Annotated in this window: 15 protein-coding genes and 1 tRNA gene; 6 read left to right on the top strand and 10 right to left on the bottom strand. The window is 74.1% G+C overall.

Features of this window, described 5'->3' with window-relative positions:
- Positions 1-40: 40 nt before the first annotated feature.
- The 4 genes from glfT1 to H6H00_RS07535 form a co-directional block, all read right to left on the bottom strand.
- Entirely contained in the window at positions 41-955 is a 915-nt protein-coding gene (glfT1, locus tag H6H00_RS07550; RefSeq protein WP_185720604.1) for a galactofuranosyltransferase GlfT1, read from the bottom strand.
- Positions 952-1,716 (bottom strand): galactan export ABC transporter ATP-binding subunit Wzt/RfbE, encoded by a 765-nt coding sequence (gene wzt / locus H6H00_RS07545; protein ID WP_185720603.1) that lies wholly within the window; start codon positions 1,714-1,716, stop codon positions 952-954. Before wzt ends, glfT1 begins: the two co-directional genes overlap by 4 nt.
- A 10-nt stretch (positions 1,717-1,726) precedes the next feature.
- The gene (gene wzm / locus H6H00_RS07540; RefSeq protein ID WP_379540045.1) at positions 1,727-2,608 is read right to left on the bottom strand and encodes a galactan export ABC transporter permease subunit Wzm/RfbD; all 882 of its coding nucleotides are present in this window, start codon (positions 2,606-2,608) and stop codon (positions 1,727-1,729) included.
- A gap of 65 nt (positions 2,609-2,673) precedes the next feature.
- Positions 2,674-3,147, bottom strand: coding sequence for a bacterial proteasome activator family protein (locus H6H00_RS07535; protein ID WP_255425816.1), 474 nt, complete (start codon positions 3,145-3,147; stop codon positions 2,674-2,676).
- Between the two features lie 131 nt (positions 3,148-3,278).
- On the opposite strand from H6H00_RS07535, the gene H6H00_RS07530 reads away from it, so the two are divergent.
- Positions 3,279-4,484 (top strand): aminotransferase class V-fold PLP-dependent enzyme, encoded by a 1,206-nt coding sequence (locus H6H00_RS07530; RefSeq protein WP_185720601.1) that lies wholly within the window; start codon positions 3,279-3,281, stop codon positions 4,482-4,484.
- Positions 4,485-4,501: 17 nt separating this feature from the next.
- Here the strand turns inward: H6H00_RS07530 and H6H00_RS07525 are convergent, their stop codons facing one another.
- Positions 4,502-5,485 (bottom strand): NAD(P)H-quinone oxidoreductase, encoded by a 984-nt coding sequence (locus H6H00_RS07525; protein WP_185720600.1) that lies wholly within the window; start codon positions 5,483-5,485, stop codon positions 4,502-4,504.
- 55 nt (positions 5,486-5,540) lie between these two features.
- Here H6H00_RS07525 and H6H00_RS07520 point away from each other — a divergent pair, with 55 nt between their 5' ends.
- The gene (locus H6H00_RS07520) at positions 5,541-6,176 is read left to right on the top strand and encodes a GNAT family N-acetyltransferase (RefSeq protein WP_185720599.1); all 636 of its coding nucleotides are present in this window, start codon (positions 5,541-5,543) and stop codon (positions 6,174-6,176) included.
- A 15-nt stretch (positions 6,177-6,191) separates the two neighbouring features.
- Here the strand turns inward: H6H00_RS07520 and ypfJ are convergent, their stop codons facing one another.
- Positions 6,192-7,145, bottom strand: a complete 954-nt coding sequence (gene ypfJ, locus H6H00_RS07515) for a KPN_02809 family neutral zinc metallopeptidase (RefSeq protein WP_185720598.1) — start codon at positions 7,143-7,145, stop codon at positions 6,192-6,194.
- A gap of 107 nt (positions 7,146-7,252) precedes the next feature.
- Between ypfJ and H6H00_RS07510 the strand changes: the two genes are divergently transcribed.
- Positions 7,253-7,337: transfer RNA gene (locus tag H6H00_RS07510), tRNA-Ser, on the top strand.
- 48 nt (positions 7,338-7,385) lie between these two features.
- Here the strand turns inward: H6H00_RS07510 and H6H00_RS07505 are convergent.
- Both H6H00_RS07505 and H6H00_RS07500 read right to left on the bottom strand, forming a co-directional pair.
- Positions 7,386-7,634, bottom strand: coding sequence for a hypothetical protein (locus H6H00_RS07505; protein WP_185720597.1), 249 nt, complete (start codon positions 7,632-7,634; stop codon positions 7,386-7,388).
- 4 nt (positions 7,635-7,638) lie between these two features.
- Positions 7,639-8,115 (bottom strand): hypothetical protein, encoded by a 477-nt coding sequence (locus H6H00_RS07500; RefSeq protein WP_185720596.1) that lies wholly within the window; start codon positions 8,113-8,115, stop codon positions 7,639-7,641.
- Positions 8,116-8,269: 154 nt separating this feature from the next.
- On the opposite strand from H6H00_RS07500, the gene H6H00_RS07495 reads away from it, so the two are divergent.
- The 3 genes from H6H00_RS07495 to H6H00_RS07485 all read left to right on the top strand — a co-directional run bounded on the left by H6H00_RS07495 (position 8,270) and on the right by H6H00_RS07485 (position 9,906).
- The gene (locus tag H6H00_RS07495) at positions 8,270-8,473 is read left to right on the top strand and encodes a zinc-ribbon domain-containing protein (protein ID WP_185720595.1); all 204 of its coding nucleotides are present in this window, start codon (positions 8,270-8,272) and stop codon (positions 8,471-8,473) included.
- A gap of 52 nt (positions 8,474-8,525) precedes the next feature.
- Entirely contained in the window at positions 8,526-9,098 is a 573-nt protein-coding gene (locus tag H6H00_RS07490; protein WP_185720594.1) for a GNAT family N-acetyltransferase, read from the top strand.
- 154 nt (positions 9,099-9,252) lie between these two features.
- A complete protein-coding gene (locus H6H00_RS07485; protein WP_255425625.1) occupies positions 9,253-9,906 on the top strand; it encodes a class I SAM-dependent methyltransferase in 654 nt (217 codons plus the stop codon).
- Here H6H00_RS07485 and H6H00_RS07480 read toward each other — a convergent pair.
- Together H6H00_RS07480 and H6H00_RS07475 are read right to left on the bottom strand one after the other, a co-directional pair.
- Entirely contained in the window at positions 9,886-11,250 is a 1,365-nt protein-coding gene (locus tag H6H00_RS07480) for an amidase (RefSeq protein WP_185722233.1), read from the bottom strand. The genes H6H00_RS07485 and H6H00_RS07480 overlap by 21 nt on opposite strands.
- 27 nt (positions 11,251-11,277) lie before the next feature.
- Complete coding sequence (locus tag H6H00_RS07475; RefSeq protein WP_185720593.1) at positions 11,278-11,793, bottom strand: hypothetical protein; 516 nt, start codon at positions 11,791-11,793, stop codon at positions 11,278-11,280.
- Positions 11,794-11,866 lie beyond the last annotated feature (73 nt).

The following is an 11,866-nucleotide window of genomic DNA, read 5'->3' as shown; positions in this document are numbered from 1 at the left end:
TCCACCGTGCGGAGGCGGCGAAGTCAGCTACATGGAGTAGTCAGGCGCGGTGGAAGCGTTCCGCACGGCCTAGTCGGATCAGTCGGATCCAGGTCGCGAACTCGCGCGGGTTGCGCCGCGTGACGAGGAAGTACCAGGCGAAGCGGGGCAGCTCGAGCAGTCCGACGCGGCGCATCCCGGGCTGGGAGATGAGGTAGCCGCGGTTGCGGTAGGTGTAGAACCGCTTGACCTCGTCCTCGGGGTCGCGGGCGTGCAGCCGGCCCCCGAGCATCGGCTTGTCCTCGTGGCGGCCCGCGGGGTGCAGGTAGGCGGCGTGCAGCGCCGTGCCGAACGGCAGCCCGGAGCGCACCAGCCGCCGGTGCATCTCGACCTCGTCGCCGCGGACGAACAGCCGCAGGTCCGGCACGCCCACGACGTCGAGGGTGGACGCCCGGAACAGGGCCCCGTTGAACAGGGCGGCGATGCCCGGCAGCAGGTCCGGATCGGCGCCCTCGGCCGTGGCCAGCGCCGCGCGGGAGCTGTGCCAGGTGAGGCCGCGGCGGACGGGGAAGGCCAGCCGGTCGGGGTCGTCGAGGTCGGCGACGGTGGGGGAGACGGCGGCCAGGGCCCGCGAGCGGGCCAGGTCCAGCAGGGTGGCCAGCACGGTCCCGTCGGCCGCGCGCCCGTCGTCGTCGGCGAGCCAGATCCAGCCGGCCCCCATGGCCAGCGCGTGCAGCATGCCCAGGGCGAACCCGCCCGCGCCGCCGATGTTGTTCCACGACGGGAGGTAGGTGGCCGGGATCCCGCAGGCGTCGACGACGTCCCGGGCCGGCCGGTCGGGGCCGTTGTCGACGACGACCAGGTGGTCGACGGGGCGGGTCTGCTCCGCCAGCACCGCGAGCGCCTCGGTGAGCTGCTCCGCCCGGTGCCGGGTGACGACGACGGCGACGACGGAGTCGGGGCCGAGCGAGGTCACCGGGCTTCGATCTCCGCGAGGACGTCGCGACCCTTGTAGTGGTGCAGGACGTCGCGCAGCGGCCCGTGCTCCCTGATGGTGCCGTGCTCCATCCAGATCGCCGTGCTGCACAGGTCGGCGAGGAACTCGTCGGAGTGGCTCGCGAACACCAGCATCCCGGAGCGCTCGACGAGCTCCTTGAGCCGGTCGCGCGCCTTGGCCAGGAACTCGGCGTCGACGGCGCCGATGCCCTCGTCGAGCAGCAGGATCTCCGGGTCGACGCTGGTGACCACGCCCAGCGCGAGCCGCACCCGCATGCCGGTGGAGTAGGTGCGCAGGGGCATGTCGAGGTAGTCGCCGAGCTCGGTGAACGCGGCGATGTCGTCGACGCGGGAGTCCATCTCCTTGCGCGTCATCCCGAGGAACAGGCCGCGGATGAGGATGTTCTCCAGGCCGGAGATCTCCGGGTCCATGCCGACGGCGAGGTCGAACACCGGCGCGACCTTGCCGACGATCCGCGCGCGGCCGCGGGTGGGCTCGTAGATGCCGGACATCAGCCGCAGCAGCGTCGACTTGCCCGCGCCGTTGTGCCCCACGAGCGCGACGCGGTCGCCCTTGCGCAGGGACAGCGTGATGTCGCGCAGCGCCTCGATGATCGGGACCTTGCTGTCGGTGCCGATCCGCCCGCCCGCGCGGCCGAGGACGGCCTTCTTCAGCGAGCGGGTCTTGGCGTCGAAGATCGGGAAGTCGACGGAGGCCTTCTGGATGTCGATGCTGACCACGGCGTGCTCCTCAGACCCAGTACGCCACGCGGGACCGGTAGTTCCGCAGGCAGAGCAGCGCGGCGACGATCCCGACGACGGTGATCGCGCCGGCGATGTACCAGTGCCGCCACACGATCTCCTGGCCGAGCATGGGCTGGCGCAGGATCTCCACGAAGTGCATGACGGGGTTGAGCTCGGCGATCCGGGCGCGCTCGGCGACCGCCGGGTTCTTCAGCAGCGTGTCGTACTGCCACACGATCGGCGTCATGAAGAACAGCAGCTGCGCGAGGCTGCCGATGATCGGCGGGATGTCGCGGAAGCGGGTGGCGATGATGCCGGTGAGCATCGAGATCCAGGCCCCGTTGAGCACGAGCAGCAGGAACGCCGGGATCGCGAGCAGCAGCGACCAGCTCAGCGGCTGCGGGAAGATCAGGACCAGCACGACCCACACCACGAGGTTGTGCGCGAAGAACAGCGACTGCCGCCACACGAGCCGGTAGATGTGCAGGCTCAGCGGGGCCGGGAGGAACCGGATCAGCCCCTCGTTGGCGATGAAGACCTCGCTGCCCTCGAGGATGCAGCCGTTGATGAAGTACCAGATCAGCAGGCCGGTGGCGACGTACGGCAGGAATGTGGCGATGTCCTCGCCGAACAGCGCGCCGTAGAGGATGCCCATCGCGGTGGCGACGACCGCCATCGTGACGCTGATCCACAGCGGGCCGAGCACCGAGCGGCGGTAGCGCTGCTTGATGTCCTGCCAGCCGAGGTAGCCCCACAGCGGCCGCTGCTTCCAGCCCTGGCCCAGATCTCCGAACGCGCGCGACCAGCTGCGCGGGCCGGGTTCGTCCGGGAGGGCAGGCGTCGTGGAGCCCTCCGCCCGGTCGTCGCCGGCAGTCACCGTCTGTGCCACGGATCGAGCCTACCGGCGCCGCCGGGTGGGGCCCCGGCGCGGTGGCCCCGGGGCCCGGGCCGGACCTACAGGTACTGCCCCGTCCCGCGACCCAGGCCGCCCTCGCCGGGCTGGCCGGGCGTCGCACCCGGGGGCAGGCCGCGGCGCATCTGCTCCAGCTGCGCGCGGGCCGCCATCTGCTGGGCGAACAGCGCGGTCTGGATGCCGTGGAACAGCCCCTCCAGCCAGCCGACGAGCTGGGCCTGGGCGATCCGCAGCTCCGCGTCGGACGGGGTGGCGTCCTCGGTGAAGGGGAGCGAGAGCCGGCTCAGCTCGTCGCGCAGCTCGGGGGCGAGGCCGTCCTCCAGCTCCTTGATCGAGTTCTCGTGGATCTCGCGGAGCCGGGCGCGCGAGGCGTCGTCCAGCGGCGCCGCCCGGACCTCCTCGAGCAGCTGCTTGATCATCGTGCCGATGCGCATGACCTTCGCGGGCTGCTCGACCATCCCGCCGATGCCGCCACCGCCGTCGCCCTCACCGCCGGACTGCGGCAGCTGCGCCATCCCGACGGGCTGCCCGTCGGGGCCGATGACCATGACCTGCTGTTCGGCGCCGTTCTCGGGCTGAGTCATGAAACCACGCTCCGTGCTCGCTGAGTGACTGATCGATTAGGTGCCCCCGCTACCGTATCCGGATGCCGTACGACGTCGCTCGGGTGCGCGGGCTGATCCCGGCCCTCGGCGACGGCTGGGTCCGGCTCGACGCGACGGCCGGGATGCAGCCGCCCGAGGGCGTCGTGTCCGCGGTGTCGGGGGCGTTCCGGCGGTCCCGGTCGGCGGCCGGAGCGCCGTTCCCCGCCTCGCGGCGGTCGGCCGACCTCGACGCCGACGCCCGGCTGGCCGTGGCCGACCTGGTCGGTGCCGATCCCCGCGGCGTGGTGCTCGGCCCGGGCGGCCCGGCCGAGCTGCTGCGCCGGCTCGCCGACGCCCTCGGCGACACCTGGGTCGCGGGCGACGAGGTCGTCGTCTCCCGCCTCGACGACGCCGCGAACGTCGCGCCGTGGCTGTGGGCGGCCCGGCGGCGCGACGTCCGGGTCCGCTGGGCCGAGATCGACATCGAGACCTGCGAGCTGCCCGCGTGGCAGTACGACGACCTGCTCACCGACGCCACGCGGGTCGTCGCCGTCACCGCGGCGTCGGGGCAGGTGGGCACGCGCGTCGACGTCGCGGCGGTGGCGGAGCGCACCCGGGACACCGGCGCGCTGCTCGTCGTCGACGCGTGCGCGGCGGCCGCGTACGGGCCGGTGCGGATGGACGCGCTCGGCGCCGACGTCCTCGCCCTGGACGCCGCGGCCTGGGGCGGGCCGCACGTCGGCGCGCTGGTGTTCCGCACCCCCGCCCTGCTCGACCGCCTGACCGCCTGCTCGCTCGATCCCGGCGCCCGCGGCCCGCAGCGCCTCGAGATCGGTCCGCAGTCCTACCCCCAGCTCGCGGGCCTCGTCGCGTCCGTCGACCACCTCGCCGACCTCGACGACGCGGCCACCGGCACCCGGCCCGAGCGCCTGCTCACCTCGCTCGACGAGCTGCAGTTCCACCAGGAGCGCCTCGTCGACGACCTGGTGCTCGACCTGGTCGGCTCGGGCGCCACGGTGCTCGGCTCGCCGCGGTCGCGCATCCCGGCCCTCGCCTTCACCCACGCCCTGCCCGCCGTCGACGTGGCCGACCACCTGGTCCGCCACGGCGTCTGCGTCCTGCCGGACCCGGGGGAGCGGGGGGTGCTCGCGCACCTGGGCACCGCGGAGATCGGCGGGGTCGTGCGCGTCGGCCTGGGCCACTACACGACGCGCGCGGAGACCCGGGCACTGGCGGAGGCCCTGGCCGTCCTCCCCGCCCTGCTCTGACCCCTCCGGGCCGCGGTTCAGGTCGTCAGCAGGAGCTTGCCGACGACCCCGCCGCCCTCCAGCGTCCGGTGCGCCTCCGCGGCCTGCGCCATCGGCACGCTGCCGTGCACGATCGGCTGCACCTTCCCGTCCCCGATCAGCGGCCAGACGTTCGCGGTGACCTCGGCGACGATCGCGCCCTTCCCGTTCGGCCCGTCGACCGGCCGCCCGCGCAGACCCATCGCCGTCACGGAGCCGCGCTTGCGCAGCAGCGCGCCGATGTCGAGCTCGCCCTTCACCCCGCCCTGCATCCCGATGATGACGAGCCTGCCGTCGGGGGCGAGGGCGGCGATGTTGCCGGCGAGGCCCTTCGCGCCCATGTTGTCGAGGATGACGTCGGCGCCGTGCCCGTCGGTGGCCGTCATCAGCTCCTCGGCGATGTCGTCGTGGTAGTCGATGACGATGTCGGCGCCGAGCTCGCGGCAGCGCTCCAACCGGTCGGGGGCGCCCGCGGTGGCCGCCACCCGCGCGCCCAGCGCCTTCGCCACCTGGATCGCGTGCGTGCCGATGCCGCTGCTGCCGCCCTGGACGAGGAACGTCTCCCCGGAGGCGAGCCGCCCGGCCATCACGATGTTCGACCACACGGTGCAGGCCACCTCGGGCAGCCCCGCGGCCGTCACGAGGTCGACGCCGACCGGGATCGGCAGGAGCTGCGCCGCGGGCACCGCCACCTTCTCGGCGTAGCCGCCGCCGGCGAGCAGCGCGCACACCTGGTCGCCCACCGCCCACCCGTCGACGCCCTCGCCGAGCTCCGCGATCCGCCCCGAGCACTCCAGCCCGATGATCTCCGACGCCCCGGGCGGCGGCGGGTACTTCCCCTCGCGCTGCATGAGGTCGGCCCGGTTGACCGCGCTCGCCACGACGTCGAGGACGACCTCACCCGGCTTCGCGACGGGGTCGGGGACCTCGGTCCACTGCATCGACTCGGGTCCACCCGGCTCGCTGACGGTGATCGCATACATGGGCGGGACGGTATTCCCTCGCGCCCGCCCGGGCGATCGGGGACCGTGGCGCGCCATGGAGCACTGGCCGCTGCGGCACCTCGTCCTGCGCACGCCCCGCCTGGAGCTGCGCCCCGACGACGACGCCGGTCTCGACGGCCTCGTGGAGGCGGCCTACGCCGGGGTGCACCCGCCCGAGGAGATGCCGTTCCTGGTGCCGTGGACCGACGCGGATCCCCGCTACCTGGGCCGCGGGATCCTGCAGTACTTCTGGTCGCAGCGCGCGGCGCTGGCCCCGGAGCGCTGGACGGTCAACTTCGTGGTGCGGCACGAGGGCACCGTGATCGGGATGCAGAGCCTGGACGGCACCGACTTCACGGTCACCCGGGAGGTGTCGAGCGGGTCGTGGCTCGGGCTGGCGCACCAGGGCCGCGGGCTGGGCACCGAGATGCGGGCGGCGGTGCTGCTCTTCGCGTTCGACCACCTCGGGGCGGTCCGGGCCCGGTCGGACGCCTTCGCCGACAACCACGCCTCGCACCGGGTCTCGGCGAAGCTCGGCTACCGCCGCGACGGCACCGCCACCGCCGTGCGGCGCGGTCGGCCCACCGAGGACGTCCGGCTGGTGCTCGACGCGGCGGGGTTCCGGCGGCCGGACTGGGTGCTGCGGGCCGGGGGCGTCGACGGGTGCCTCGGCCTGCTCGGCGCGGCCTGACCGCTGCCGGGCCGCTCAGCCCAGGTCGACGCCGCGCGCGAACGTGTCGCACCGCGAGGGGTCACCGGTGTCGTAGCCGGTGGTGTACCAGCGCTCGCGCTGCTCGGAGCTGCCGTGGCTGAACTGGCTCTCGTCGACCCGGCCGCCGCCGAGCTGGGTCTGGATGTAGTCGTCACCGATGCGGGCGGCGGTGTCGAGCGCGGCGGCCACGTCGTCCTGGGTGACGTCGACGATCAGCGGCTCGCCCGACGACGTCGGCACCGTCGTCGCGTGGTTGGCCCACACCCCGGCGTAGCAGTCGGCCTGCAGCTCCAGCCGGACCGAGCCCGACGTCGGCCCGACGTCCCCAGCCTGCACGCGGGAGGTGGTGCCGAGCAGGGCCTGGATGTGGTGGCCGTACTCGTGCGCGATGACGTAGGCGCGGGCGAACGTCCCGCCGCGCGCGCCGAACGTGGTCTCCAGCTCCTGGAAGAAGGAGAGGTCGATGTAGACCTCGTTGTCGCCGGGGCAGTAGAACGGGCCGGTCGCGGAGCTGGCGCTGCCGCACGCGGTGTTGACACCGCCGGAGAAGAAGTTGGTGCGCGGCGGCTGGTAGGTCTGGCCGGAGCGGGCGAACGCGTCGGACCAGTAGCCGTCGAGGGAGTTGACGACGGCGACGACCTCGCAGTCGAGCTGGTTGTTGGCGTCGGCGCCGGTGCGGCAGGCCTGCGCGACCTGCGAGGTGTCGGCGGTCTGGCCCGACGACAGGCCGGACAGCCCGCTGGGCAGGTCGAACCCGCCACCGCCCCCGCCGAGGCCACCCCCGCCGAGCTGGGAGATCAGGAAGTACAGGATCAGGCCGATGATGCCGAGGCCGCCGCCGCCTGCCGCCACCCGGCCGCCGAGCGCGCCGCCCCCGCCCCCACGGCCGCCGCCGCGCAGGTCGTCGATCTGCGAGGTGTCGAGATCGGCGTTCTCGTTGAACCGCATGGTTGTCTCCCCAGACCCGGTGATCGGCCGAATCCCACCACACGGGCCCCGGCGCGCGACACCGGAGGCACCGGGCCGGGGAACCCGGACCGCTACGCTGCGGGCAGGGAAGCGTGGCAGAGCGGCCGAATGCACTCGCCTTGAAAGCGAGCAGTGGGCAACCACTCGGGGGTTCAAATCCCTCCGCTTCCGCAACGCGCCCGGGTCGGTCCGGCGCCGCGGACCGCCCGGCCCTGCGGGTCAGGCGAGCAGCAGGAGGACGACCAGGACGGCCAGGACGGTCGCCGCCCCGACCAGGAGCGGGATCAGCGGGCTGCGGCGGGTGCGGCCGGGCGGGGCGCCCGGGGCCCATGGGGCGCCGGACGGCGGTGGGCCGGACTGCGGCCCGTACCCCGGTTGGACCGGGTTGTGGTTCAGGCCGTGGCGTATCCACTCACTCCGGGGCGCCTCGGGGGGAACGCCGTCGTCACCGCCGTCGCCGGTCGTCATCGCACTACCCCCGGATGAGCAAGGCCGCAACCAGCGTCAGGATCTCGACCATCAGCACACCGGCCGTGATGCGGTAGGTCGTCATCCGGCGGGTCAGCAGGCGGTCGTTGGACGCTATCGCAACGATCATGGCCTCGGTAGCCTGCCGGAGGGTGGCGTCGGCGTCGGCGCTCGCGTGCCCGAGCAGGGTCGCGGGCTGCGGTCCGTAGCCCCACCGCGCGACCGGCCACAGGACGACCAGCACGCCGACCCCGATCACGGTCACCAGTGCGAACAGCGTCCAGCCCGCCCAGCCCGGGAAGGTGGCGCCGCGTCCGGGGTCGGTGTTGAGGAGGCCGACGCTCGCCGCGAACGACGTGCCCACCGCTGCGGCAGCGAGGAGGCCCGTCGCCCGGTTCCGGACGTTCGCCAGCGTCGCGTCCTGCTCCCGGAGTGCGGCGCGAGCCTCGTCGTACGCCAGGCGGATGATCTCCTCGGCCATCGACCCGTCCGTTCGCCTCGGTCCCGACCAGGACACCGTCGCCGGCGAGGAGCCTACGCGGAGCGGCCGACCCGCTCGACCGCGACCGGTGCCGGTCCGCCGGAGCGTTCCGCGGAACGCGCGGCCTGGCGGGTCGCTCCCTACAGTGGGTCCGGTGTTCTTCCTCTTCGGCCTCGGCACCAAGCAGAAGCACCTCGGCCCGGGGGAGACGCGCACCTGTCCCCGCTGCCACAACACGACGCAGTGGGCGAGGATGCGCGAGTTCCGGCAGTTCTCGGTGTTCTTCGTCCCGCTCGCCCGGTGGGGCCGGAGGCAGTTCGAGGCGTGCGGCATCTGCGGCGCCGCCGTCGCGGTCTGAGGCGGGCCGACCGCCGGCCGGTCGGCGGTATCCGGCCCTATGCTCGGAGAGCATGACGGGGCCCTACTCGATCGTCCCCCTCGACGCCGGGTCGTGGGACGCCTTCGCCGAGCTCGTCGAGCGCAACAACGGCGTCTTCGGCGGCTGCTGGTGCATCGGCTTCCATCCCGAACGCGGGCAGCGGGGGATCAGCCACCGCGCCGTCAAGGAGGAGCGGGTCCGGACCGACCGTGCGCACGCCGCCCTCGTCCTCGACGGGGACGGGGTGGCGCAGGGCTGGTGCCAGTACGGCAGTCCCGAGGAGCTCCCGAACATCAAGAACCGGCGGCGCTACGAACAGGAGGCGCCACCCCGGGCCGACTGGCGCATCACCTGCGTCTTCGTCGACCGGCGTCACCGCGGTCAGGGCGTCGCGCGTGCGGCGCTGCACGGCGCGCTGGACCTGATCGCCCGGAGCGGGGGCGGACTCGTCGAGGCGATCTCCGAGGTGACGGAGGGACGTGCAGCGGCGGGACGGTTCCTGTTCAGCGGCACCGTCGAGCTGTTCGAGGAGTGCGGTTTCGTCCGCGGCCCGCAGGTCGGGAAGCACGCTCGGATCGTCAGCCGGGAGGTCGGCGCGACGTGAGCGTGTTCGCCCGCTCGTGCACCGCGTCGACCTCGGTCACCGGGTACGGCGGGCCCGCGTACAGCCCGGCGTGTGTCACGCACCCGACGGGCCCCTCTTGCCGGAACGGCAACGAAGGTTGCCCAGATCGTCGGAGCGGAGGAGCGTCGTCGGCATGACGGAGACGCACGGGGACATGACGGACCCGGACATGTTCACCCAGGAGGCCTGGGAGGAGCGCTACGGCGCCCGCGCCGAGCACCAGCACGGGATCTGGAGCGGGCAGCCGAACGCCCAGCTCGTGGCGCAGGTCGCCGACCTGCCCACCGGTCGCGCCCTGGACGCGGGCTGCGGCGAGGGGGGCGACGCGATCTGGCTCGCGCAGCAGGGCTGGCGCGTCACGGGCGTCGACTTCTCCCGCACCGCCCTCGCCCGGGCGCAGGCCCACGGCACCGACGTCGAGTGGCGGGCGGAGGACCTCACCGCGTGGACGCCCGAGGAGGGCGCCTACGACCTGGTCTCCGCGCAGTTCGTGCACCTGCCGGGCCTGCTGGACCTCTACGCGCGCCTGGCCACCGGCGTCGCCCCCGGCGGGTCGCTGCTCATCGTCGGGCACGACCCCACCGACGACGCCGGCCACCACCGCCCGCACGTCCCCGGCATGTTCTTCACCGCCGACGAGGTGACGGCGATCCTCGACCCGCGCGACTGGGAGGTGCTGGTCGCGCAGGCCCGCCCGCGGGCCGCGCGGACGCACGAGGGGACGGAGCTGACCGTGCGCGACATCGTGGTGCACGCCCGGCGCCGCTCACACGTCGGGACGGCGTAGCCCCACCTGCGTGGCCTGCTCGAACGCGTGCCCGACCTGCAGGACCAGCAGGTCGCCGCGGGGCGGGCCGACGACCTGCAGCCCGACCGGCAGGCCGTCGGGGGTGAACCCGGCGGGCACCGACAGCGCGGGCAGCCCGGCCGCGGAGACCAGGTACGCCGAGGCCATCCAGTCGAGGTAGTGCGGGTGCGGCACGCCGTCGATCCCGGTCGGGTGCTCCAGGGCGGCGTCGAACGGCGGGACCTGCGAGACGGGGGCGAGCAGCACGTCGTAGCGGGTGAAGAAGTCGCGGACGCGGTGGAACAGGGCGGCGCGGGCGAGCTCGGCGCGGGCGAGGTCGTCGCCGGTGAGGCGACGGCCGTCGTCGATGTTGGCGGCGAGCGCGGCCTTGACCCGGTCGCGCTGCGGGCCCATCGTCGCGGCGAACTGCCAGGCCCGCAGGGTGCGGAAGACGTCGTCGGCGCCGGTGAGGTCGGGGCAGTCCGGTTCGACGTGCGCCCCGAGGCCGGTGAAGACGGCGGCGGCCGGGGCGAGCGCGGCCGTGACCGCCGGGTCGACGGTGACCGCGCCGCCGAGCGTCGGGGCCCAGGCGACGCGCAGGCCGGCGAGGTCGCGGTCGAGGGGGCCGCCGAACGTCGAGCCGGGGTCGTCGAGGGAGATCGGGGAGCGCGGGTCCGGTCCGGCCAGCACCGACAGGAGCAGCGCGGCGTCGGCGACCGTCCGGGCCATCGGCCCCTGCACGCCCATCGTCGCCCACGGCAGCGCCGACGGGTGCGACGGCACGCGCCCGGGGGACGGGCGCAGACCGACGACGTTGCAGAACGACGCGGGGTTGCGCAGCGAGCCGCCCATGTCGGAGCCGTCGGCCAGCGGGTGCATGCCCGACGCCAGCGCGGCCGCGGCACCGCCGCTGCTGCCGCCCGCACTCCGGTCGCGGGCGTACGGGTTCGCGGTCGTGCCGAACACCGGGTTGAACGTGTGCGATCCGGCCGCGAACTCCGGCACGTTCGTCTTGCCGATCGTGATCGCCCCGGCGCCGCGGATCCGTTCGACCACCAGCTCGTCGGCGTCGGGGACGAAGTCGGCGAGCAGCGGCGAGCCGAACGTGGTGCGGATCCCGGCGGTCAGGTGGGTGTCCTTGTGCGCGATCGGCAGCCCGTGCAGCGGGCCGACCGGCTCCCCCGCGGCCAGCCGCGCGTCGGCGGCGTCGGCCTCGGCCAGCGCCCGTTCCGGGACGCGCGTGACCACGGCGTTGACGCGACCGTCGACCTCGTCGATCCGTTCGAGGTGCGCCGTGACGAGTTCGCGCGCGGACACCTCACGCGCCCGCAGCGCCCGCGCCATCTCCCGCGCGGTGTGGTGGACGAGCACTCAGTCGAAGTGCGGGTGCGGGTCGCGGCCCGCGGTGCGCAGGAAGCGGTCGCGCCACGAGACGTGCGGGGGCATGGGCAGCAGCGGCTCCCCGAACACGCGGCGCTCGCGCCACTCCGCGGCCTGCGGGTCGGTGATCTCCCACAGCGGGCGGGCCAGCTCCTCGGGCAGCGGGCAGGCCGTGGACCCGAGGTGGAACGCCACGTCGTGGGCGAGGAAGCAGCGGGTGATCGTGGCGAGCAGCAGCTCGTCGGCGTCGATCCGGCCCGCGCGGGCGGCCTCGATCGTCTCGTCGGCGAGCCGGGCGACGACGGGGTGCGGGTCCGCGCCCAGCTCGACCTCGGGGAGACCGGCCAGGCGCGCCTCGTCGCGGGCGTGCCGCGCGACCGACTCGCGGATCGTCTGCGGCGCGTCACCCACCCGCATCGGGGGCAGGACGATCTTCCCGTCGCCGGGCTTGATGCGCCCCAGCACCTCGACGAGCATCCGCTCGGCCATCACGAACAGGTCTGTCATCACGGACAGATCGGGACTGCGGGTCGTCGTCGGCGCCACGCCGGTCATCATCGCCTCCCGATCACTCGCGTGG

The organism is Pseudonocardia petroleophila, assembly GCF_014235185.1.
Lineage (GTDB): Bacteria > Actinomycetota > Actinomycetes > Mycobacteriales > Pseudonocardiaceae > Pseudonocardia > Pseudonocardia petroleophila.
Note: the sequence above shows the minus strand (reverse complement) of the source record. Positions and strands in the feature narration are given on the sequence as shown.